Origin of the sequence: Halomonas sp. NO4 (genome assembly GCF_010994375.1) — a bacterium.
Classification (GTDB): domain Bacteria; phylum Pseudomonadota; class Gammaproteobacteria; order Pseudomonadales; family Halomonadaceae; genus Halomonas.
This window is the reverse complement of record NZ_WHMA01000038.1, coordinates 1-20,300: the sequence shown is the minus strand read 5'-3', so window position 1 is coordinate 20,300 and position 20,300 is coordinate 1. Positions and strand designations below refer to the sequence as shown.

Below are 20,300 nucleotides of genomic sequence, written 5' to 3'. Positions count from 1 at the left end.
GCAGGCCCATACGCTAGGCTTAATTGTATATACATTGAGCCTGCATCTGCTGAGCCACTCCGGAGGAGTCCTCCATGTCGAATACCACCCCCAAGCGTCATTTGTGGCGCGATATCCATGTCTTCGATGGGCTGCGCACTCTGCCTGAGTCCATGGCCGTGATCACCGAAGGGTCGCGGGTAGCCTCGCTCGTAGCGATGCGGGAGTTCGATGAAGGGCTGGCAGAAGGTTGCATCGACATGGGACGCGGCGGCGTGATGACCCCTGGCCTGGTGGACTGCCATACCCACCTGGTGTTTGGCGGCTCCCGCGCCGATGAGTTCGAGGCGCGTCTTGAAGGGGTTAGCTACGAAGAGATTGTCCGTCGTGGCGGCGGTATCCTGAGTACCGTGACGGCGACTCGAGAAGCCAGCGAGGATGTACTGCTCGAACTGGCCAAGCCGCGTCTCCAGGCGCTGATCGCCGACGGTGTCACCACCGTGGAGATCAAGTCCGGCTATGGCCTGACGGTCGAGGACGAGGTGAAGATGCTGCGCGTGGCGCGCCGTCTCGGCGAGGCGCTACCTGTGCGAGTCGTGACAACGCTACTGGGCGCCCATGCGCTGCCGCCGGAGTTCCAGGACGACAGCGACGGCTATATCGACTTGGTGTGCCAGGAGATGGTCCCGGCGGTCGCGAGGGAAGGCCTTGCCGATGCCGTCGATGTGTTTTGCGAGAAGATCGCCTTCTCGGTGGTGCAGTGCGAGCGGGTCTTCGAGGCTGCCGAGGCCCATGGCTTGCCGATCAAGGCCCACGCCGAACAGCTCTCCAACCTGGGCGGCACCGCCATGGCAGCCCGTCATGGGGCTCTTTCCGCCGATCATATCGAGTATCTCGATGAGGCCGGCATCGCCGCCATGCGCGACGCCGGTAGCGTCGCAGTGATCCTGCCGGGCGCCTTCCATACCCTGCGCGAGACCCAACAGCCGCCCATCGCGGCGCTACGCGCGGCCGGCGTGCCCATGGCGGTGGCAACCGACGCCAATCCGGGCAGCTCGCCGCTGTTCATGCCCACCCTGATGCTCAACCTGGCCTGCACCCTGTTCCGCCTGACCCCCCAGGAGGCGCTGGCTGGCATGACTGCCCACGGCGCATCCGCCCTTGGGCTCAAGGAAGAGGGGCGGATCCACGAAGGGGCCATCGCCGACCTGTGCATCTGGGATATCGATACCCCGGCTGCACTGGCCTATGCCGTCCAGCCCGGTCGCCTGCGTCAGCGTCTGTTTCAGGGGGAACTGACACATGCCGTCTGATACCTCGCTTCATCACGATTTCGACACCACCTTGTGGCAGGGGCGCACCGATCCCGAGCCTGATAGCGAACGCTGGCACCAGAAAATTCAGCCGCTGACCGAAGGTGCCCCCACCGGCTGTACGCTGCTGGGCTTCGCCTGCGATGCCGGCGTAGCACGCAACCAGGGGCGTGTGGGTGCGGCCGAGGGGCCTGCTGCGCTGCGTCGAGCCCTGGCGCCGCTGTCCTGGCACCGACAGGGGCCTGCCTATGATGCGGGTGACGTGCGCTGTGAAGGCGACGCCATGGAAGAGGCACAGCAAGTGCTGGCCAACTACCTCGCCCCGCTGCTGGGTGAGGGCCACCTGCCAATCGTGCTGGGTGGTGGCCATGAGGTGGCCTTCGCCAGCTGGTCTGGGCTTGCACAGCATCTGGCGGCCAGCGTCGAGACGGCGCCACACGTCGGTATCATCAACCTGGATGCCCATTTCGACCTTCGCGATCCCCAGCACGTGCGCTCCTCCGGTACGCCCTTTTCCCAGATTGCCGATGACTGTTTACAGCGTGGCTGGTCATTCCGCTATGCCTGCCTTGGCGTGAGTCGTGCTGCCAATACGCGAGCGCTGTTCAACCGCGCCGACCAGCTTGGCGTGATGGTGCGTGAGGATCGTGACATCACCGCGCCATGTCTGGCCGACATCGAGAAGGATCTGGGGGGCTTTATCCGCGACTGCGACCACCTCTACCTGACTATCGATCTGGACGTGCTGCCTGCCGCCGAGGCCCCAGGGGTGAGCGCCCCAGCCGCCCGTGGTGTTCCGCTCGCCCTGATCGAGCCGTTGATCGAGTGCATTCGAGATAGCGGCAAGCTGCGCCTGGCCGATCTGGCGGAGCTCAACCCCGCCACTGATATCGACGGTCGCACCGCCAGGGTGGCAGCTCGCCTGGTGCATCTGCTGACTCTGAATGCCTGAGAGCCGAAGGCTCGAAGTCCACGACAATCAACTGACACTCCAGAGGCAATACGACATGACCATGCAAGATAAGCGTCACGCCCCCTCCCGCAAGATCGCCGCCCCCACCGGTACCGAGCGCAGCTGCAAGAGCTGGCTCACCGAGGCCCCGCTGCGCATGCTGATGAACAACCTGCACCCCGACGTGGCCGAGCGCCCTGAGGACCTGGTGGTCTATGGCGGCATCGGCCGAGCTGCCCGCGACTGGGAGTGCTACGACAAGATCGTCGAGACACTGCAGCGCCTGGAGGATACCCAGACCCTGCTGGTGCAGTCCGGCAAGCCCGTGGGCGTGTTCGAGACCCACAAGGACGCACCGCGCGTGCTGATCGCCAACTCCAACCTGGTGCCGGCCTGGGCCAACTGGGAACACTTCAACGAGCTGGATAAGAAAGGCCTGATGATGTACGGCCAGATGACCGCCGGCTCGTGGATCTACATCGGTTCTCAGGGCATCGTTCAAGGCACCTACGAAACCTTCGTCGAGGCAGGCCGGCAGCACTACGACGGAGAACTCAAGGGTCGCTGGATTCTGACTGCCGGTCTCGGTGGCATGGGCGGTGCTCAGCCGCTGGCCGCCACCCTCGCTGGTGCCTGTTCACTCACCATCGAGTGCCAGCAGACCAGCCTCGACTTCCGCCTGCGGACCCGCTACCTGGACGAGCAGGCCGAGGATCTAGACGACGCCCTAGCCCGCATCGAGCGCTACACCGCCGAGGGCAAGGCGATTTCCATCGGCCTGTGCGCCAACGTCGCCGACGTGCTGCCTGAGCTGGTCAAGCGTGGCGTCAAGCCGGACATGGTTACTGACCAGACCAGCGCCCACGATCCGCTGCATGGCTACCTGCCTTCCGGCTGGACCTGGGAAGAGTACGTGGCGCGTGGCAAGTCGCAGCCCGAGGCCACCGTCAAGGCAGCCAAGCAGTCCATGGCGGTGCACGTGCAGGCCATGCTCGACTTCCAGAAGATGGGCGTACCCACCTTCGACTACGGCAACAACATCCGCCAGATGGCGATGGAAGAGGGCGTCGAGAACGCCTTCGACTTCCCGGGCTTCGTGCCGGCTTATATCCGCCCACTGTTCTGTCAGGGCATTGGTCCCTTCCGCTGGGCTGCGCTCTCCGGTGACCCGGAGGACATCTACAAGACCGACCAGATGGTCAAGGAACTGATCCCCGACGATCCGCACCTGCACAACTGGCTCGACATGGCGCGCGAGCGTATCAGCTTCCAGGGCCTGCCGGCGCGCATCTGCTGGGTCGGCCTAAAGGACCGCGTCCGCCTGGGCCAGGCCTTCAACGAGATGGTCAAGAACGGCGAGCTCAAGGCGCCGATCGTGATCGGTCGCGATCACTTGGACTCCGGCTCGGTGGCCAGCCCCAACCGCGAGACCGAGGCGATGCAGGATGGTTCCGACGCCGTGTCTGATTGGCCGCTGCTCAATGCCCTGCTCAACACCGCCGGTGGCGCCACCTGGGTGTCGCTGCACCACGGGGGCGGCGTGGGCATGGGCTACTCCCAGCACTCGGGCATGGTGATCGTTTGTGACGGCACCGATGACGCTCACGCCCGCCTGGGACGCGTGCTGCGCAACGACCCGGGTGCCGGCGTTATGCGTCACGCCGATGCCGGCTACGAGATTGCCAAAGCGTGCGCTCGTGAAAACGGCCTTGATCTGCCGATGCTGGACAAATAAGAGGATACTTTCCCATGACACATCTCGAGATTCAGCCCGGCAAGATGACCCTGGCGCAGGCGCGCCAGGTCTTCCTGGAGCCCCTCAGCGTTAGCCTGCCGGCCAGTACCGCCGACGACATTGGCAAGTCTGTCGATTGCGTCAACCGCGTGATCGCCGAGAACCGCACTGTCTACGGCATCAATACCGGCTTCGGACTGCTGGCCCAGACCCGCATTGCCAACGAGGACCTCGAGGCGCTGCAGCGTTCGCTGGTACTCTCCCACGCCACCGGAGTTGGAGAGGCCATGGATGACAGCCTGGTGCGGCTGCTCATGGTGCTCAAGGTGAATAGTCTGGCCCGGGGCTTTTCCGGTATCCGCCGTGAGGTGCTCGATGCACTGATCGCGTTGATCAATGCTGAGGTTTACCCTCATATCCCGCTCAAGGGCTCCGTTGGAGCCTCCGGCGACCTGGCGCCGCTGGCCCATATGAGCGTGGTGCTGCTCGGCGAGGGCAGGGCGCGCTACCGTGGGGAGTGGGTCTCCGCCCAGCGGGCACTGGAGATCGCCGGGCTGGCCCCGATGGAGCTGGCACCGAAGGAGGGCCTGGCTTTGCTCAACGGCACCCAAGTCTCCACTGCCTATGCCCTGCGCGGCCTGTTCGATGCTGAGGACCTGTTCGCCGCGGCCACGGTGTGCGGTTCATTGACCGTGGAGGCCACCTTGGGCTCGCGTTCGCCCTTTGACGCCCGCATTCATGAGGTGCGCGGCCAGCGCGGCCAGATCGACGCGGCGGCGGCCTATCGGCACTTGCTGGAAGAGAGCAGCGCCATCGGCGACTTCCACGCCGACTGCGACAAGGTGCAGGATCCCTACTCGCTGCGTTGCCAGCCCCAGGTGATGGGTGCCGTACTGACCCAGATCCGCCAGGCGGCCGAGGTGCTGGCTGTGGAGATCAATGCGGTCTCCGACAACCCCCTGGTGTTTGCCAAGGATGAGGACATTATCTCCGGAGGCAACTTCCATGCCGAGCCGGTGGCCATGGCCGCCGACAACCTGGCGCTGGCCATTGCCGAGACGGGCTCGCTCGCCGAGCGGCGCATCTCGTTGATGATGGACAAGCACATGTCCCAGCTGCCGCCCTTCTTGGTGGAGAACGGCGGGATCAACTCGGGCTTCATGATCGCCCAGGTCACCGCAGCGGCACTCGCCAGTGAAAACAAGGCCCTGGCTCACCCGCACAGCGTCGACAGCCTGCCCACCTCGGCTAACCAGGAGGATCACGTCTCCATGGCGCCCGCCGCCGGCAAGCGGCTATGGGAGATGGCCGATAACGTTCGCGGGATCCTGGCCGTCGAGTGGTTGGGGGCCTGCCAGGGACTCGACATGCGCCACGGCCTGAAGAGCACCAAGCCGCTGGAGCAGGCCAGGCGGTTGCTGCGCGAGCGTGTCAGCCACTACGAGCAGGACCGCTTCTTCGCACCGGACATCGAAGCCGCCAATGAGTTGCTCGCCGCTCGCACTCTGAGCGCTCTGGCTCGCCCCGGCACACTGCCCAGTCAGCACTGATATGCCCGATGCTTCCCCGCGGTGCCAGGCCGTTGGGGAACTATCGCATTCAACTCCAACGACAAAAGTAGGTTTTCATGAATGCTATCGTACTGGCCATCCTGGTGATGGTCGGCTTGAGTCTCTCTCGGGTTTCCGTGGTCTTTGCCCTGATCGTCGCCACCCTGGTCGGCGGTCTCTATGCTGGCATGCCGATCAATGAGATCCTCGATGCGTTCAACGACGGTCTAGGCAACGGCGCTACCGTGGCGCTCGCCTATGCCGTGCTGGGCGCCTTCGCCGTGGCGCTATCTCGTTCGAGGATCACCGAGGTGATGGCCAATCGTGCCATTCGTCGCTTTCATATCGACGAGTCGGGCAGCACCGTCGCATGGTGACCTATACGCTGCTGGCAGCCCTGCTGGCCGCGGCGGTAAGTTCCCAGAACCTGATCCCGGTGCACATCGCCTTCATTCCGGTACTGGTACCGCCTTTGCTCAAGCTGATGAACCATCTTCAGCTTGATCGTCGCCTGGTTGCCTGTGTGATCACTTTCGGCATCACCGCGCCCTACATGCTGCTGCCGGTGGGCTTTGGTGCCATCTTCCTCAACGACATCCTACTTACCAACCTCAATGAGAGCGGCGCCGAGCTGGGTCTTGAGGTGACGCGTCAGATGGTGCCGATGGCTATGGTGATTCCCATCGGGGGGATGGCTCTGGGCCTCGCCGTGGCAGTGCTGATCAGCTACCGGAAAGGGCGTAAGTATGAAGACCGTAACTTGGCGCACGGTGACGAGACCCCCGCTGAGGCGGCGCAGCATCTGAAAGGCTGGCAGAAAGCCGTTCTCGCCATTGCCCTAATCGGCACGGTAGCGGTACAGCTCTACACCGGCTCGATGGTGCTGGGCGGTATCTTCGGCTTCGCCGTGCTCTCTCTCAGCGGTGTTTTTCACTGGCATGAGCAGGACGGCATCTTTACCGAAGGTATGCGCATGATGGCCCTGGTCGGCTTCATCATGATCACTGCGGCAGGCTTTGCCAGCGTGATGCAGGCCAGTGGGGAGGTTGAAGGGCTGGTGACCAGCTCCGCCGAGATGATCGGCGACAACAAGGGGCTTGCGGCATTGATCATGTTGCTGGTGGGCTTGTTCATCACCATGGGTATCGGATCGTCCTTTTCGACAATTCCGATTATCGCCTCTCTCTACGTGCCTCTGGCGCTCAACTTCGGCTTCTCGCCACTGGCTACTGTGGCTCTCGTTGGCACTGCTGCCGCTCTGGGTGACGCCGGCTCGCCGGCCTCAGATTCGACGCTAGGCCCCACCGCCGGCCTCAACGCCGATGGACAGCACGATCATATTTGGGACAGTGTGGTGCCAACCTTCTTGCACTACAACATTCCGCTAGTGGTCTTCGGGTGGGTCGCCGCCATGGTGCTGTGAACTAACCAATACTCCTCGTCGCTGTGTGTGACTAACGGCGGCCATATAGACGAGCCCCGGCTGTTGATCCAGTCGGGGTTACGCATCGAAAGAAATAGAAGGCTTCGATGATGTCTTCCTTTTTACCTCTCTCTTAGTCCACATGATATAAGCAAGAAGGCCGGCGTAGTGCGGTGGTGTTAGGTAAGTATCGGCCTTTGCTTGTGCGCACCGGGCGTTATATTATCCTGTTCTGAAAAACCGCTTATGGCCGGATGCTGAGCGTCAGGCTACCGGCCAGAGTAATTGTCGCTCTATAGGCAGTGTAAACGCTGAAAAACCGGTGTTTCGATGATGGTGAACATGGACAAACGATACCTCATTGACGTACTTCCAGCAGCCGTTCCACAGATACACCAGCAGCCAGCATCACTGCCGACCACCGTTTGTTCAGGCCAGGTATGGAAAAGCTGATCTGACACCGATTACGCTTGCCCACACAAACAGGCCGCCGATCATCGATCGGCGGCCTGCTGCATGTCTACGTCATCCCGGCTCGAGGCCGGGCGCAAGGCTTACTTGGCAGCCTTGGGAGTGGCTTCCTTGACGGCCTTGGTGGCGGTCTCGGAGGACTCTTTGGCGCTTTCCTGAGCCTGCTTGACGCTGCTCTCGGTCAGCTTCTGGCTTTCCTGAACGAAATCCTGCTGCAGGGCCACCATCTTCTCGCCATCGCCCTTCAGGCGCTCGGCCAGGTCATTGGCGACCTCCTGTTGGCCTTCCAGGTAGCTCTTCAGGCCTTCGGCATCCTTGATCTCTACCAGGCTGCGCAGCTGCGCCAGGCCGGTGTCGGCATAGGTCTTGGTGGCCTTGAGCTGGGCATTGACCAGTTTCTCGGTGTAGTCGACGGACAGGGCGGCGAAGGCGCGCGCCGGCGCGAAGAACAGGGAATCGAGCTGGGCGGTGTCAAACTGCTTGGTGTCGAATGCGAATGCGTTGGTCATGTTAGGAACCTCCGGGGTTCTAAGTGCCATGGAACGGGAGATCCCCGTCCTGATGCAGGGCATACTAGCAGGAGTTTTTGTGCAGTGCAACAAAGTCCGCAGGCAGGGGTGGCGACCTCGCCGGGATAATTCTGCTCATCCTCCTTATTCCTTTCCTGACGGGACGTTTATAACGGCAGGGGACGGGTCGCCGGCAGGTCGAGAACGGGCGTGGCGAGGGCGTGGCGCCCTTCTCGAAGCTTAACGGGGAGGCATCCATGTCGCGGTAGGAGACGGAGGTCGCCTGATAGATTGCGGTTTGTTCGACAACCCGGCTGCCGGCCAATCCCAGTGACACCATAAGATGCGACAGGCGCTCATGCTGGTCCAGGGCGGCAAGGGCGGCGGTGAGCTCGACGGCTGCCTCGATGGGGCCAACGCAGTTCATGAAAGGTTCGAAACGCCTCCTGAGATGCGGACCGTATTCGGCCTCGGTCGTCATCACGAAGAGATTTCGCGGCCGCCCAGTACCGTCAGCGGCGCGTGTGCGCGATGCGCCGCGCTCATCCTTCGATCCCTCCGTAGCCCAGGATCGCCTTCAGTACGGCGGCAAAGCTGGAGAACACACGGCGGTTGTTCCGGTAGCTGCCGGCCAGCGCGGCCAGCGCCTCCGGGTCCTCGTCGTCGATGAACAGTGGCACAGGATCAATGCCCGTCAGCCGGTCGATCAGCAGCGTCGGCAGCTGGGTGATCGCCACCATGCTGTCGGTGCTGTTCTGCGATACGAACACGCCCAAGTTTAGTTCTGGCACCAGCACCAGATGGGTCAAAAAGGCGGCGGTGCCGCCACCATGGCCCAGGGTGCGAAGGCCGCGATAGGGTACGTCCTGCCAGCCGTGTGCCACATCGGCGGCGTCGGGGCGGTCGTGATGGGCGCGCTGCCACATCCGAGCATGGGTGTCCGGGGCCAGCAGCCGGATGCCGTCGAGCTCCCCGCCATTGAGGTGAAAGCGCATCCAGCGCGCCATGTCCGTGGCGGTGGAGCTCATGCCCCCTACCGGCCAGTAGGCGCCGAGCTGCAGGTAGTCTTGCCGGCCAAGACCGCCGTGGCGGGGGCGATAGCCGGTGGCGAGTCGCTCCCGCCTTGCCGCCTCCATGTGACGCGGAGCCTGCCAGGTGGTGTCCTGCATGCCCAGGGGGTGAGCAGCGCCTGCTGGAGGAAGTCCCCGTAGGCCTGGCCGGCGACGTCCTCGACCACCTGCGCGGCAAGCCCCGCCCCCCAGTTCGAGTAGGCGGTCCGCGCCCTGGGCGGATAGACCCTTGTCGGCTGGTGGGCGATCAGCAGCTCCGCCAGGCGGCGCGGGTCGTTGTCGGCAACGGTGAACAGCTGCAGCGTGTCCTCGAAGCCGGCACGGTGTGCCATCAGGTGGCGCAGGGTGACCGGCTCCCCGAAGGCCGCGTTGACCTCAACCTCGTGCAGGTAGGTGTTGACGTCGGTGTCCAGGTCCAGCTCCCCGCGCTCGACGAGCAGCATCACGGCGGTCCAGATGAAGGTCTTGGACACCGAGCCCATGCGGAACAGGGTGGTGGCGGAATCGACCGGCCGAGCAGTCGCCAGATCGGCCTGCCCATAGCCCCTGGCGACGTGCAGGGCGTCATCGCGCACCACCGCCACCGTGATCCCGGCCAGGTCATGTTCCCGCCGCAGGCTGCCCAGAGCACCGTCCACCAGGGTTGCCAGGGACGGATTGGCCGCTCGGGCCGGGCCGGAGGGGCGCTCGGCCGCCGTTGGATCCTCGCGGCTGACATCAGCCACTGGCACCAGTGTGGGCTCAGTCGGCAGGCCCTCGCTTTGCGCCCGGGCCATAAAGGCGAGCCCCAACAACACCAGGACGATCAGCAGGCGTCGGCAGTCCATCGCGTCACTCCCAGGGCGGGCCGTTCAGCTGAGCTTACAACAAGGCCGGCCACTGCGTTGTTCCAGGCAGAGACTGGCTTGACATGTCACTGACTGGTGACCTATAAAGTCACCTAACGGTGACATGCGAGATTGCGCCTGTGTTTTCACAGGCGCCGACAGCGACAGACTGAAGCTAGGAGTGAACGATGGTGCGGGACAAGGAGCAGACCAGGCAGAGGCTGATCGAGGCGGTGGGCACGGCACTTTCCGAGCACGGCTTCCAGGGGCTCGGAGTGAACGCCGTGGCGCGGGTGGCGGGGGTCGACAAGGTGTTGATCTACCGCTACTTCGGCGGGCTGGCGGAGCTGCTCGAGGCATACGGCGAGAGCCAGGGGTTCTGGCCCAGTCGGGAGGAGGTGCTGGGCCGGAAGGTGGCGGTCATCAAGGCGTTGCCCAAGGCCGAGCGGGTCGAGGCGGTGTTGTTGGGGCTGCTCGACGCGCTGCGGCAGCGGCCGCAGACCATCGAGGTGCTGGCTTGGGAGGCGGTGCAGCAGAGCCCGCTGACGGCAATGCTCGCCGAACGCCGCGAGGCCTGGAGCCGCCAGATCCTCGCCGAACTGTTCGACGATGCAGGCCCCGAGGATCGACCGTTGTTGACGCTGGCCAGTCTGCTGGTGGCGGGCTTCCAGTATCTGCTGATCCGGGCACGGCGGGGCAGTGTCTATGGCGGTATTGCGCTGGATTCCGAGGCGGGTTGGGCCGAGGTACGTGATGCCATTCGCAGGGCGTGTCGTGCCGGCTGTAACTAACTGACACGAGTGGCGAGAGGGGAACGAGACAATGAACAGACGACAGTTTCTGGGTGGAGCGGGGGCCGTGACCCTATTGCTGGTAGGCGGGGGCGTGTGGCGCGCCACGGATCAGGGCGTGTTCCGGGGCGCGCAGGGCAATGCCTACACGCCCTGGCATGACTGGCGGGAGGCCGACGGCACGCCCCTGGCACTGGTCAAAGCGGGCATTCTCGCCGCCAATCCCCACAATACCCAGCCCTGGGTGTTCGAGGTCAGCGAGGGGCGGATCGTTCTCTATGCGGACCGGCGTCGCCATCTCGGCAACTTCGATCCCTACCGGCGCGAGATGTACCTGGGGCTGGGCTGCGCGCTGGAGAACATGCTGCAGGCCGCGGGCCCGAACGGCTATGCGGCGTCGCTCACCGTGGCGTCCGGCGACTTGTCGCTCGAGCAGCCGTACGACGGGCTGGTTCAGGTGGCGGAACTGCGGCTCGCGCCGGCGCCGGCCATGCCTAATCCACTCTACGCCGCCATCGAGCGGCGCCACACTCATCGTGGCCCCTATCGGGATACCCGGCTCAGTGCGATGCAGCGCGACGGCCTGCGGGCGCAGGTCGACGGGGAGCGAGTCGGCATCCACCTGGTGGACGATCCCGAGGTGCTGGCCCGCCTCGGTACGGTGGTGGTGAGAGCCACCCGTGCGATCATCGACGACCACGCCATGGTCGCCGACAGCGAGCGCTGGTTCCGCCACTCCCGGCGCGAGATCGAGAAATACCGGGATGGCACGACGCTGGATGCCGCCGGGCTCTCGCCGGTGATGACCACGCTGGCCAAGATGCTGCCTCGTCCCGACGCCGAGACCAATCACCGCTACTGGCTCGAGGCGACCGAAAGGGTGCAGGTGGCCACGGCGCCGGCCATGGGCCTGATCCTGGTCGATGACCTCTATGACATCCAGCAGACCCTGGCAGCCGGGCGCAACTGGCAGCGCCTGCACCTGTGGGCCACCACCCAGGGGCTGGCCATGCAGCCGCTCAATCAACCGGTGGAGCGGGTCGATCGCGAGGCGGAATTGGGCCTCGAGCCGGCTGCCAGACGTGAGCTGGCGGCGCTGCTGCCCGGGGACCCTCGCCGTCCGACCTTCGCCTTCCGGGTGGGAGTGGCCGAATCGCCCGCGCGGCCAAGCCCCCGACGTAGCGTCGCCGACACGCTGGTCGATGGCGACATCCCATCCATCGGGAGGGCGAGCACATGAAGGTTCTGACGCTCAAGGCCCTGGCGCTGTTCGGCGCGCTGATGCTGGTGATGATCGCACTGGGGGTGATCGCCGACATCCGCGGCTTCGACGAGACGCGGGGCGGCTACGAGCCCCCCTATACCGGCTACACCGGTGAGCCCATCGACTGGGACCGGCTCGATCGCGGCCCGGCGGGCTTCGTTAAGCGCGGCTATGTGATCGACGTGCTGGTCAACTGCGAGACCGGCATGATCAGCCTCTCGGTGTTTGGCCTCGAATGGCAGTGGCGCCAAGTGTCGCCACGGGCCCTGGCGGTACATCAACCACGAGAGGCCTGCCAGCAGGCCGGTTATGTAACGCGCTTCTGAGGCGGCGCCTACATGCGGAGGAGTGACAACGCATGACAATGGCCGCCGAACCGGCGGGAGGCTGTGGACAGGAGGAAGCCGATGGGAGGGATGGGCGTCGGGCGCATGGCGGCGATCCTGATCGGCCGGGTGCTGGTCGTGTCGCTGGTGGTCGTCATGGCCCTCTATCAGCGCGATATCCGCCAGGCGAGGGAGCGCCGTCGGCAGTCAGGTCGTCGAGATGCCCTGCGGGCCGATCGAATATGCCGTCGCCGGTGAAGGGATGCCGGTGCTGGCGGTGCACGGCGCCGGCGGAGGCTTCGATCAGGGCCTCGACGCCCTCGAGCCGCTGGCCGGGGAGAGCCTGCAGCTCATCGCCATGCCGCGATTCGGCTACCTGCGCATTCCGCTCCCGCCGGATGCCTCCGCCGCCGCCCAGGCGGAGGCCCAAGCCTGTCTGCTGGATGCGCTGGAGATATCGCGTGCGGCGATCGTCGGCGCTTCCGCCGGGGCGCCTTCATCGCTGCAGTTCGCGCTGCGCCACCCGGAGCGCACCTCGGCGCTGGTGCTGCTGGTTCCCGCCGCCTATGTGCCCCGGCCCGGCGGCGCCCCGTCGCTGGTGACCCCGTGTGGCACCGACTTCCTGTTCGAGACGGCGCTGCGCTGGGACTTCCTGTTCTGGCTGGCCCCAGGGTCGCCCGCGACACGGTACTGCGCGCGATCCTCGCCACCCCGCCGGAGGTGGTGAAGGCCGCGAGTGCCGACGAGCAAGCCCGGGTGGCCGGGGTGATGGAGCGCATCCTGCCCGTGAGCCCGCGCCGGGCGGGGTTGCTCAACGATGGGCGGTCATCTCGACGCTGTCGCGCTACGCGCTGGAGCGTATCGACGCCCCGACGCTGCATCAGCCTGGAGGATGACTTGTTCGGCACCTATGACGTGGCGCGCTACAGCGTGGAACGGATTCCCGACGCCTGCTTCATCGGCTATTCGCGCGGTGGGCATCGGTGGGTGGGACACCACGCCGAGGTGATGAGCGAAATGGCCGACTTACTTCGGGCGCATGGAGAGAGCCGATGACCGATCACTATGACGATGCGGTGAAGCGCATCTGGCGGCATGCCAAAGGGGGAATGCCGAACGATGCCGCCCGGCTGAAGGAAGCGCGAAGATGCCGGCGCCGATCATCACGCCAGTTCCCAGGGCGATGGTCCCGACAAGGGAAAGGCTGTTCTTTTGGTACTGCGGCGACCTGTCCATGCATATCCTTAATTTGCGATATTGGGGTATGGCCGTGTACTGACTTGCGTGGGCCGGTTTGCCAAGGCCAATGGAAGTATTGCTTATCCTATAACCCTTGTGTAACCCAAAGGACAATCGGCTCCTTTCATGAGGGCGAGGGTGCCGATGAAATGGCGGGATGAGATCCACAGAATCAGCGGTGGCAGGGTCAGCCATTGCAGCAAGGGCATGAGGCCGGTCCCCAGCCAGGGCAGGGTGGGCATCACCGGAGCGTAGGTCCAGCGCAGGGTGATGACGGTGGCGTGCCACTCCAGTCCCACCGTGATAAGCAAGCCGGTCAGCACGAAGACGACGCACTCCTTGTGTCCATAGCGCCGGAGCCAGCCACGGCGACGTTGCCACAGTGCCACCACCCAATACGCGGTCAGACCGATCACCGCATCACCGGCCGCCGCTTGCATGCAAGCTTGCACCGCGGTCCAGTGCGGCATCGAGGTCATGCCCACGTACAGTGGCACCTGCAGGAATTCCCAGGGCACGTTCAGCAGAAACGTGAACAAGACCACATGCCACTCCGGCCACAAGAGCCATCGCCTCGGCCATCGAACACGCGTCATGTCGCGTTCCTGCTCAACGGGTCGCCATCACGAGGATCAGTGACAGCTCCAGGGTTTCTGCTTGGCATTCTCCTTCACGTTCTGATCAACGAATCGGTAGTAGTCCTCCTTGATCCGGTTCCAACGGCCGGCGCTGATGTCCACTCCATGCCGTGTTAGAACCTCCTCGATATCATCGATACACAGCCGCTTGGCATCGTAGGCCAGAGTGAGTTTTCTATGCTCCGGGTCGTAAGACACGCTATCGATACCAAACAGCGAGTCGATCTCGGTTACGGCCGCTGAGATGCGTCCTGCCGCGTCGGGCTTTACCTTCAGCATTCGCGTAACCAGCGAGGCCTCCGAAACGCCGAGGCGATGATCGCGATGTGACATGGTCAACCTCCATCCTCTACTATCCGTGGTTCAGTTACCGTCTCCTTGATCGTGCCGGCCGCCATGGTGGCGATGCAGGAAGAGGTGCATCAGGGGGCAGGCGATCAGAAACAGCAGCGGCAACGCCTGATAGAGATGCAACTGATGACCTGTCGCCATCAGGTAGCCGCCAACGGCGATGACGCCTGTCAGCGGCAGCCAGATCATCATCAGGCGATGTTGTGCTCTCTTGTCCATGGAGTCCTCCCAATGCTTGTCGTCTGAGGCGTGACGTGTCGATGTCACGTCGATGGCCGGCATGGCCTGGTCACCGTATCGATCGGGTCTCGGTGACGGGCCGCGATCAGCAGGAATAGACCCACAGCCAGCATCGGCAGGGTCAGCAGCTGGCCCATGGTGACCCAGCCGAAGGCGATGAAGCCCAACTGGGAGTCGGGCATGCGAACAAACTCGACGGCGAAGCGGAAGGCGCCGTAGAGCACCAGGAAAAGCCCCGAGACGACACCACGTCGGCGTGGCCGGGTGGACACCCACCACAGCACGATGAACAGCACCATTCCCTCAAGGAAGAACTCATAGAGGGCCGACGGATGGCGGGGCGCTGAGCCCAGCCCCGTCATGGTCGGGAAGACCATCGCCCAGGGGGCGTCGCTCACGCGCCCCGGCAGCTCGTGGTTGATGAAGTTGCCCAGCCTCCCGGCACCCAGGCCGAGGGGCACCAGCGGCGCGATGAAGTCGGTCAGCTGGAGAAAGGCCAGGCGATGGCGGTGAGCGAACAGCCAGGCGGCTACCAGCACGCCGGCAAGACCACCATGAAAGCTCATGCCGCCTTCCCAGAGCTTGAACAACCACAGCGGATTGGCCAACAGCTGATCAAGGCCGTAGAAGAGCGCGTATCCCAGGCGGCCACCGAGGATAACTCCCAGCGCACCGTAGAAGACCAGATCGCCGATATCATCATGTGTCAGGCCGAGTCGGTGGGCACGTCGCTTACCCAGCCACCATGCTGCGGCCAGCCCCACCACGTACATCAGTCCGTACCAGTGGATGCGCATGGGACCTACAGCAAATGCCACCGGGTCGATCTGGGGGTAGGGGATCATGCTGCTCTCCTGTGATGGCCGACCGCCCACCGTTGATCGCCTGGTGACGGCTCCTGTGACTGCCAGTGTGGAGGCGCTTTCTGAATCCTGACTGAACGTGATGGTTGTCGTCGTTGACCCGGATCAATCCATGCAGCGATCGCCAGAGACAACGACGCCACCGGGTGGTGGCGTCGGGGGCGTGACGGATCACCGCATCAGAACATCAGTCTGGCGCCGGCGACGACGCCGGTATCCTCGGTAGGATCTCCATGATGGCGGGCGAGGTCGGCGGTATCGCCGTACTGCTTCTCCCAGTAGGCACCGACATAGGGAGCGAAGCGCCGCGACACCGCATAGCCCAGACGCATGCCCAGGCGGGCCGAATTGAGTCCTTCGCCGACACCGAACGCCTCGACTTCACTCGCGGCTACAGCAATCTCGGTACGTGGCTGCAGGTAAAGGCGCTGTGTCAGGCGCAGGTCGTACTTGTCTTCGACGCTCGCCGAGACGTCACCCTCATCGCTGACCTGCAGTGCCAGGTCGGTAGCGATGCCGTAGGGCATCACACCCTGCAGGCCGAGCACGGCATGGCCGCGTTCGGCATGGTCGTCGGAGAAGACGCCGCCCTGGTAGCCCATGCCGCCCTGCAATTCCCAGAAGTCGGCGATGAGGCGGCTGTAGAGCAGCTCCAACGATTCGAATTCGGCATCCTCGCCATCGCCCTGGACGTTCTGACCCTCGGACTTGAGGTAGACCCGATTGATGTCGCCCCCGTACCAGGCCTGGAAGTCCCAGACCAGCTCCTCGTGCCCCTTGTCGGGCACGGTGTATTCGAGTCGGTCGAACAGCGCCATGGCCATGTTGTGTTCGACCATTGGGGAGGGCCACCCAGCCGGTGCATCATAGCCGTCTGCCGCCTGGGCGTTGGGCAGCATGACGATGACCAGCAGGATGCCGGTCGCATTCATCGGGATTCTCATGTGCATGGTGACTCCTTACGCGACCTTGACGACACGACACTTGAGGTTGCGGAACACCGCCATGGAGTCTTCGAAGGTCCAGTCGGTGAGCAGCAGGACCTGCTCACGGTCGTAGCGGAAAGGCTCACGCGCAGCGGCATCGATGATCAGCGGCCCGGCATGGCCGAGCTGCTACTGAAGGCCAGAGTGGCTGTGGTACCAGTAGGTGCCGCTCTGGCGAACCGGGAAGCGATAGGTGAAGGTCTCGCCAGGTGCGATGCCGGCGAAGCTGACACCGGGCACGCCGTCCATCTCAGGCGGCAGGATCAGGCCATGCCAGTGGATGGACGTTGGCTCGTCGAGCAGGTTGGTGACCTTGAGCATGGCATCCTGGGCTTCCTTGAGGCGGATCATCGGCTCTGGACTGGAGCCATTGATGGTGATCGGGTGCGCTGCCTGGCCATCGATGGGCAGTGAGTCGCGACGGATGGCCAAGGCAATTTCGGGGCCTTCCTCAACACCCTTGGCGTAGACGCTGGTTTGTCCCCACGGATCGGCCCAGGCGGGGCGCAGGACAAGGGCGGTCGCCGATCCAATGCCTAATGCGGCCCCACCCTTGAGCAGCTGCCGGCGCGACCGCGGATGCGTAATGACGCTGGAGCGTGCCATCTGTGACGCCCGTCAATGTCTGAATGCAGCATCATGACGGGGCAAGCTGAATCACGCCTGAAAATGGCAGGTTACGGCGCCCCCTTTTCGAAGGGCACGCGGATTTGCACGCTCAGGCCGCCCAGGGTGCTGTGCCCGAACAGGACCCTCCCGGCATAGCGTGTCAACAGCTGGCTCAGGATCGACAGGCCCAGCCCATAGCCGGGATGTGTCTCGTCGAGGCGCCACCCGCGTTCACCTAGACGGGCGAGGTCATGTTCCGCCACCCCGGGGCCGTCGTCCTCGACCCGCAGGGTGAGGCCGTCCTCCAACGCTATCTCGCAGTGAACCTCCTGCCTCGCCCATTTGCCGGCATTGTCCAGCACGATACCGATCATCTCCGAGAGGTCCTGCGACTCGATCGGGATGCGCGAGCCAGTGCCTTCAGGCATCTCCAGGACGAAGCGCTTGTTCGGGTAAAGAGTGCGGAACATCTCGACCAGTCGGCAGGCGTCGCGACAGGGATCGGAGAGGCGCCCAGCATTCGGGCCGGCGATGCGTGAGCGGCCCAGCTCGACATCGAGCTGGGCGTGAATGTCCTCCAGGCGCTCCACCAGGCGTTGGCGACGCGAGGCATCGATGGGGCGAGAGCCACGCAGCACCTGGACGACCGCGGCCAAGGGCGTCTTCAGGGCGTGAGAGAGGTTAGCCACCGAGTCCCGGGAGCGCTGCAGACGTGCATCGATCTCGTCCATCAAACGGTTGAGCTGACCTACCAGGCTGTCGAGCTCGGAGGGGACGTCCAGAGAGAGCCGATCACGTTCACCGGCGCGCAGCTCGCTGAGCTGATCACGCAGCCTCGATAGGGGTACCATGCCTCGACTGACGGCCAGCAGGTTGAGTACCACCATCAACAGCAGCAGGCCTGCCGCAATGCCGCCGACCCACCAGTGCAGGCGATGGAGGCCTGCCTCCACTTGGGAGAAATCCTCCCCGATCAGCAGCACTCCCTGTTCGTTGTCGAGGGTGAAGGGTTGACGATAGACCAGCAGGTGTTGACCCGCCTCGCGCACCTCGACCAGCGTTTCGTCGCTGTCCAGCAGTGTCAGCAGCGCCGCCTGCCAGCGTGGATGAGAGGCCGAAACCTCATCGCCCAGGCGCAGCACATAGAGGTGATGGAAAATCGCGAAGCCGCGGCTGGCCGAATCCAGTACTCGGGCGGTGGCCAAGCGATCGCGGCGCAGTTGCTCGATGGCGTGATCGGCCTCGCGTTCGAGCCGCTCTCCCAGGAAGTCCCGAGCCAGGTCGTTGAGCAGGATACCGTGCAGTAGCCAGGTTAATCCGGTGACCAGCAGGGCGATACCCGAAAGCCAGGCCAGCAACTGGATGCGCAGGCTGCGGCGATCAATGCGCAACGAAGACATACCCTTGGCCGCGACGGGTCTGGATGCTCGCTCGGCCCAGGTAACGGCGCAGCCGTGCGATGTAGACCTCGATGAGGTTGGGAGCGGCAGCATCCTGCTCCAGGGCGTAGAGCTGGTTGAGGAGGTGCTCCTTGGAGAGCACTCGTTCCGGATGATGCATGAAGTAGCGCAGCAGCACGAACTCGGTGCCAGTGAGGGGGTGCCAGGGGCCGTCCGCCACACGGACGCATTGATTGGCCTCATCCAGGGAGACGCTACCCAGCGTGAGCTCACGGGAAAGCCGCCCCGACTTGCGGCGCAGCAGCGCCTTGACCCGGGCGATAAGTTCGGCTTCGTGGAAGGGTTTGGTCAGGTAGTCATCCGCGCCGCCCTCAAGCCCGACGACCTTGTCTTCCCAGGTGTCGCGAGCCGTCAGGATCAGGACCGACAGGTCCTGGCCCGATTGGCGCCACCGCTTGAGCAGGTCCAGACCCGAGCCATCGGGCAGGCCCAGGTCCATGATCGCCAGCTCGTAAGCCTCGGTGGCCATGAGCGCCTCGGCTGCTTTCAGGGACGTGGCCAGGTCAACCCTATAACCGTTGTCCTTGAGTGACTCGGCAAGGCTCTCGGCCAGCAAGTCGTCATCTTCGAGCAGCAAGAGCTTCATGCGTCAGTGTCACCTGCGACAGATGGATCTCCCCGAACATCCCCGAGTCGTAATGGCCCGGGATGTTGCAGGCATAAACGAGCGTATCCACGTCAGTGGGAGCGGTCCATATCAGCTCCGCGGTCTCGCCAGGTGCCAGCGTGACGGCCGGCATCTCACCGCCATGCGCACCCTCCGCCATGTCATGCCCGCCATGACCATCGTGGCCATCGCCATGACTATTCCCCATCGCCTGCATCATCTCGCGATGGGCCTCCTGGGCGTCGGCATCGCCGATCACGAACTCGTGTTGCAGATTGCCGGAGTTGGCGACCTCGAAGCGAATGGTCTCTCCTGCGGAGATGTTGAGCTCCTCGGGACCAAACCACATGTCGCCCGCTTCGATGTGGACGGTGCGGTCGACCTCGGCATCAGGCGTTGCCGAGTGGGAGCCACCATGTTCACCGGCAGCGAAGGCCGAGGCAGTAGCAAGGCTCAGTGTCATGGCCAGCAGGGACTTGCGCATAATGAAACCTCTTGGATCGTATCAGGGGGGGGGGCCTTGGTTATACCGCAGCCACCTGAGATGAGACTGAACTCAAAACATCTTGACGGGACACTACCAGCTCACGCCATCGCGGCCCATACAGCGGGGGCGCTGATGAAACGAGGGGGGCCGCTCCCGTTACAGCGTCTCTTCCAGGAGTCGGGACAGTCGCTTGTGATGCAGGGCGTCGGCGGCCGCGTCGTAGGAGGGGGCGTCCTTGGCCGTGAACCCGTGGGCTGCGCCCTTGTAGAGCTCGGTGGTGAAGTGTACACCGGCTGCGGCCAGCGCCTCGTCCATGCGGGCAATCTGCTCGGGGGGCAGCAACTCGTCCTTGTCTGCGTGGCCGAAATAGACATGCCCCTCAATGGTGCCGACCACGTGCACGGGACTGTTCGGGTCGTCGCCCTCCGCTAGCCGGGCCGAGTGGAAACCGGCCGCAGCGGCAACGCGGTCGGCGTGTTCGGCCGCCATGCGCAGCGCGAAGGCCCCGGTCATGCAGTAGCCGACCACGCCTATCTTGCCGTCCGCGAACTCAGCAAAAAAATCCGCGTGAACCCTCGCCCACTCGGGCGGGGAGGTAAGCGAGCAGTGC

23 protein-coding genes and 1 pseudogene are annotated in these 20,300 nt (G+C 64.2%); 11 read left to right on the top strand and 13 right to left on the bottom strand.

All coding sequences use genetic code 11. The features are described from left to right. The first annotated feature begins 74 nt into the window (after nt 1–74). The 5 genes and pseudogenes from hutI to FEF15_RS16860 all read left to right on the top strand — a co-directional run bounded on the left by hutI (nt 75) and on the right by FEF15_RS16860 (nt 6,952). Entirely contained in the window at nt 75–1,292 is a 1,218-nt protein-coding gene (gene hutI, locus FEF15_RS16880) for an imidazolonepropionase (RefSeq protein ID WP_163560330.1), read from the top strand. Continuing rightward, nucleotides 1,282–2,244 (top strand): formimidoylglutamase, encoded by a 963-nt coding sequence (gene hutG, locus FEF15_RS16875; protein WP_163560329.1) that lies wholly within the window; start codon nt 1,282–1,284, stop codon nt 2,242–2,244. Before hutI ends, hutG begins: the two co-directional genes overlap by 11 nt. 55 nt (nt 2,245–2,299) lie before the next feature. Then, complete coding sequence (hutU, locus tag FEF15_RS16870) at nt 2,300–3,979, top strand: urocanate hydratase (RefSeq protein WP_163560328.1); 1,680 nt, start codon at nt 2,300–2,302, stop codon at nt 3,977–3,979. Nucleotides 3,980–3,993: 14 nt separating this feature from the next. Next, a complete protein-coding gene (hutH, locus tag FEF15_RS16865; RefSeq protein ID WP_163560327.1) occupies nt 3,994–5,529 on the top strand; it encodes a histidine ammonia-lyase in 1,536 nt (511 codons plus the stop codon). Nucleotides 5,530–5,606: 77 nt separating this feature from the next. Next, nucleotides 5,607–6,952: pseudogene (locus tag FEF15_RS16860) on the top strand (Na+/H+ antiporter family protein). Between the two features lie 554 nt (nt 6,953–7,506). Here the strand turns inward: FEF15_RS16860 and FEF15_RS16855 are convergent. The 3 genes from FEF15_RS16855 to FEF15_RS19655 all read right to left on the bottom strand — a co-directional run bounded on the left by FEF15_RS16855 (nt 7,507) and on the right by FEF15_RS19655 (nt 9,829). Beyond that, on the bottom strand, nt 7,507–7,932 hold the full coding sequence (locus tag FEF15_RS16855; RefSeq protein ID WP_163560326.1) for a phasin family protein: 426 nt from the start codon (nt 7,930–7,932) through the stop codon (nt 7,507–7,509). Between the two features lie 542 nt (nt 7,933–8,474). Beyond that, entirely contained in the window at nt 8,475–9,068 is a 594-nt protein-coding gene (locus tag FEF15_RS19660; RefSeq protein ID WP_163560325.1) for a serine hydrolase domain-containing protein, read from the bottom strand. Next, nucleotides 8,966–9,829 carry a serine hydrolase domain-containing protein gene (locus FEF15_RS19655; protein ID WP_163560324.1) on the bottom strand — a complete coding sequence of 288 codons (864 nt, stop codon included), beginning with the start codon at nt 9,827–9,829 and terminating at the stop codon, nt 8,966–8,968. Before FEF15_RS19655 ends, FEF15_RS19660 begins: the two co-directional genes overlap by 103 nt. Nucleotides 9,830–10,017: 188 nt before the next feature. Between FEF15_RS19655 and FEF15_RS16840 the strand changes: the two genes are divergently transcribed. From FEF15_RS16840 to FEF15_RS16815, 6 genes are all read left to right on the top strand, one after another. Continuing rightward, on the top strand, nt 10,018–10,620 hold the full coding sequence (locus FEF15_RS16840) for a TetR/AcrR family transcriptional regulator (RefSeq protein WP_163560323.1): 603 nt from the start codon (nt 10,018–10,020) through the stop codon (nt 10,618–10,620). Nucleotides 10,621–10,651: 31 nt separating this feature from the next. Beyond that, nucleotides 10,652–11,860, top strand: coding sequence for a twin-arginine translocation signal domain-containing protein (locus tag FEF15_RS16835; protein WP_163560322.1), 1,209 nt, complete (start codon nt 10,652–10,654; stop codon nt 11,858–11,860). Then, nucleotides 11,857–12,210 carry a hypothetical protein gene (locus FEF15_RS16830; RefSeq protein WP_163560321.1) on the top strand — a complete coding sequence of 118 codons (354 nt, stop codon included), beginning with the start codon at nt 11,857–11,859 and terminating at the stop codon, nt 12,208–12,210. Before FEF15_RS16835 ends, FEF15_RS16830 begins: the two co-directional genes overlap by 4 nt. Nucleotides 12,211–12,291: 81 nt before the next feature. Next, nucleotides 12,292–12,468, top strand: coding sequence for a hypothetical protein (locus FEF15_RS16825; RefSeq protein WP_163560320.1), 177 nt, complete (start codon nt 12,292–12,294; stop codon nt 12,466–12,468). A 4-nt stretch (nt 12,469–12,472) separates the two neighbouring features. Then, nucleotides 12,473–12,937 (top strand): alpha/beta hydrolase, encoded by a 465-nt coding sequence (locus FEF15_RS16820; protein ID WP_163560319.1) that lies wholly within the window; start codon nt 12,473–12,475, stop codon nt 12,935–12,937. Continuing rightward, the gene (locus FEF15_RS16815; protein WP_163560318.1) at nt 12,934–13,266 is read left to right on the top strand and encodes a hypothetical protein; all 333 of its coding nucleotides are present in this window, start codon (nt 12,934–12,936) and stop codon (nt 13,264–13,266) included. The genes FEF15_RS16820 and FEF15_RS16815 overlap by 4 nt, the downstream gene beginning before the upstream one ends. 263 nt (nt 13,267–13,529) lie before the next feature. Here FEF15_RS16815 and FEF15_RS16810 read toward each other — a convergent pair whose 3' ends face one another. The 10 genes from FEF15_RS16810 to FEF15_RS16765 form a co-directional block, all read right to left on the bottom strand. Further along, nucleotides 13,530–13,988, bottom strand: coding sequence for a hypothetical protein (locus FEF15_RS16810; protein ID WP_205598562.1), 459 nt, complete (start codon nt 13,986–13,988; stop codon nt 13,530–13,532). A 93-nt stretch (nt 13,989–14,081) separates the two neighbouring features. Next, entirely contained in the window at nt 14,082–14,420 is a 339-nt protein-coding gene (locus tag FEF15_RS16805) for a cation transporter (RefSeq protein ID WP_163560316.1), read from the bottom strand. A gap of 30 nt (nt 14,421–14,450) precedes the next feature. Next, entirely contained in the window at nt 14,451–14,720 is a 270-nt protein-coding gene (locus FEF15_RS16800; protein ID WP_240454216.1) for a DUF2933 domain-containing protein, read from the bottom strand. Further along, nucleotides 14,702–15,523 (bottom strand): prolipoprotein diacylglyceryl transferase, encoded by an 822-nt coding sequence (lgt, locus tag FEF15_RS16795; RefSeq protein ID WP_163560315.1) that lies wholly within the window; start codon nt 15,521–15,523, stop codon nt 14,702–14,704. The genes FEF15_RS16800 and lgt overlap by 19 nt, the downstream gene beginning before the upstream one ends. A gap of 197 nt (nt 15,524–15,720) precedes the next feature. Beyond that, on the bottom strand, nt 15,721–16,491 hold the full coding sequence (locus FEF15_RS16790; RefSeq protein ID WP_240454215.1) for a copper resistance protein B: 771 nt from the start codon (nt 16,489–16,491) through the stop codon (nt 15,721–15,723). A 165-nt stretch (nt 16,492–16,656) separates the two neighbouring features. Further along, nucleotides 16,657–17,133, bottom strand: coding sequence for a multicopper oxidase domain-containing protein (locus tag FEF15_RS16785; protein ID WP_240454214.1), 477 nt, complete (start codon nt 17,131–17,133; stop codon nt 16,657–16,659). 71 nt (nt 17,134–17,204) lie between these two features. Beyond that, entirely contained in the window at nt 17,205–18,536 is a 1,332-nt protein-coding gene (locus FEF15_RS16780; protein ID WP_163560314.1) for an ATP-binding protein, read from the bottom strand. After that, nucleotides 18,517–19,182 carry a response regulator transcription factor gene (locus FEF15_RS16775; RefSeq protein WP_163560313.1) on the bottom strand — a complete coding sequence of 222 codons (666 nt, stop codon included), beginning with the start codon at nt 19,180–19,182 and terminating at the stop codon, nt 18,517–18,519. Before FEF15_RS16775 ends, FEF15_RS16780 begins: the two co-directional genes overlap by 20 nt. Beyond that, nucleotides 19,157–19,687: a plastocyanin/azurin family copper-binding protein gene (locus tag FEF15_RS16770; protein ID WP_163560312.1), complete on the bottom strand. Its 531-nt coding sequence runs from the start codon at nt 19,685–19,687 to the stop codon at nt 19,157–19,159. Before FEF15_RS16770 ends, FEF15_RS16775 begins: the two co-directional genes overlap by 26 nt. 159 nt (nt 19,688–19,846) lie before the next feature. Beyond that, the coding region (locus FEF15_RS16765) for a dienelactone hydrolase family protein (protein ID WP_163560311.1) at nt 19,847–20,300 on the bottom strand (454 nt) is incomplete at its 5' end.

Excerpts from the sequence above, each read along its gene's own strand:
- hutI (WP_163560330.1), top strand. The coding sequence starts at position 75 with ATGTCGAATACCACCCCCAAGCGTCATTTGTGGCGCGATATCCATGTC.
- hutG (WP_163560329.1), top strand. The coding sequence starts at position 1,282 with ATGCCGTCTGATACCTCGCTTCATCACGATTTCGACACCACCTTGTGG.
- hutU (WP_163560328.1), top strand. The coding sequence starts at position 2,300 with ATGACCATGCAAGATAAGCGTCACGCCCCCTCCCGCAAGATCGCCGCC.
- hutH (WP_163560327.1), top strand. The coding sequence starts at position 3,994 with ATGACACATCTCGAGATTCAGCCCGGCAAGATGACCCTGGCGCAGGCG.
- FEF15_RS16855 (WP_163560326.1), bottom strand. The coding sequence starts at position 7,932 with ATGACCAACGCATTCGCATTCGACACCAAGCAGTTTGACACCGCCCAG.
- FEF15_RS19660 (WP_163560325.1), bottom strand. The coding sequence starts at position 9,068 with ATGGAGGCGGCAAGGCGGGAGCGACTCGCCACCGGCTATCGCCCCCGC.
- FEF15_RS19655 (WP_163560324.1), bottom strand. The coding sequence starts at position 9,829 with ATGGACTGCCGACGCCTGCTGATCGTCCTGGTGTTGTTGGGGCTCGCC.
- FEF15_RS16840 (WP_163560323.1), top strand. The coding sequence starts at position 10,018 with ATGGTGCGGGACAAGGAGCAGACCAGGCAGAGGCTGATCGAGGCGGTG.
- FEF15_RS16835 (WP_163560322.1), top strand. The coding sequence starts at position 10,652 with ATGAACAGACGACAGTTTCTGGGTGGAGCGGGGGCCGTGACCCTATTG.
- FEF15_RS16830 (WP_163560321.1), top strand. The coding sequence starts at position 11,857 with ATGAAGGTTCTGACGCTCAAGGCCCTGGCGCTGTTCGGCGCGCTGATG.
- FEF15_RS16825 (WP_163560320.1), top strand. The coding sequence starts at position 12,292 with ATGGGAGGGATGGGCGTCGGGCGCATGGCGGCGATCCTGATCGGCCGG.
- FEF15_RS16820 (WP_163560319.1), top strand. The coding sequence starts at position 12,473 with ATGCCGGTGCTGGCGGTGCACGGCGCCGGCGGAGGCTTCGATCAGGGC.
- FEF15_RS16805 (WP_163560316.1), bottom strand. The coding sequence starts at position 14,420 with ATGTCACATCGCGATCATCGCCTCGGCGTTTCGGAGGCCTCGCTGGTT.
- FEF15_RS16800 (WP_240454216.1), bottom strand. The coding sequence starts at position 14,720 with ATGCCGGCCATCGACGTGACATCGACACGTCACGCCTCAGACGACAAG.
- lgt (WP_163560315.1), bottom strand. The coding sequence starts at position 15,523 with ATGATCCCCTACCCCCAGATCGACCCGGTGGCATTTGCTGTAGGTCCC.
- FEF15_RS16790 (WP_240454215.1), bottom strand. The coding sequence starts at position 16,491 with ATGCACATGAGAATCCCGATGAATGCGACCGGCATCCTGCTGGTCATC.
- FEF15_RS16785 (WP_240454214.1), bottom strand. The coding sequence starts at position 17,133 with ATGGCACGCTCCAGCGTCATTACGCATCCGCGGTCGCGCCGGCAGCTG.
- FEF15_RS16780 (WP_163560314.1), bottom strand. The coding sequence starts at position 18,536 with ATGTCTTCGTTGCGCATTGATCGCCGCAGCCTGCGCATCCAGTTGCTG.
- FEF15_RS16775 (WP_163560313.1), bottom strand. The coding sequence starts at position 19,182 with ATGAAGCTCTTGCTGCTCGAAGATGACGACTTGCTGGCCGAGAGCCTT.
- FEF15_RS16770 (WP_163560312.1), bottom strand. The coding sequence starts at position 19,687 with ATGCGCAAGTCCCTGCTGGCCATGACACTGAGCCTTGCTACTGCCTCG.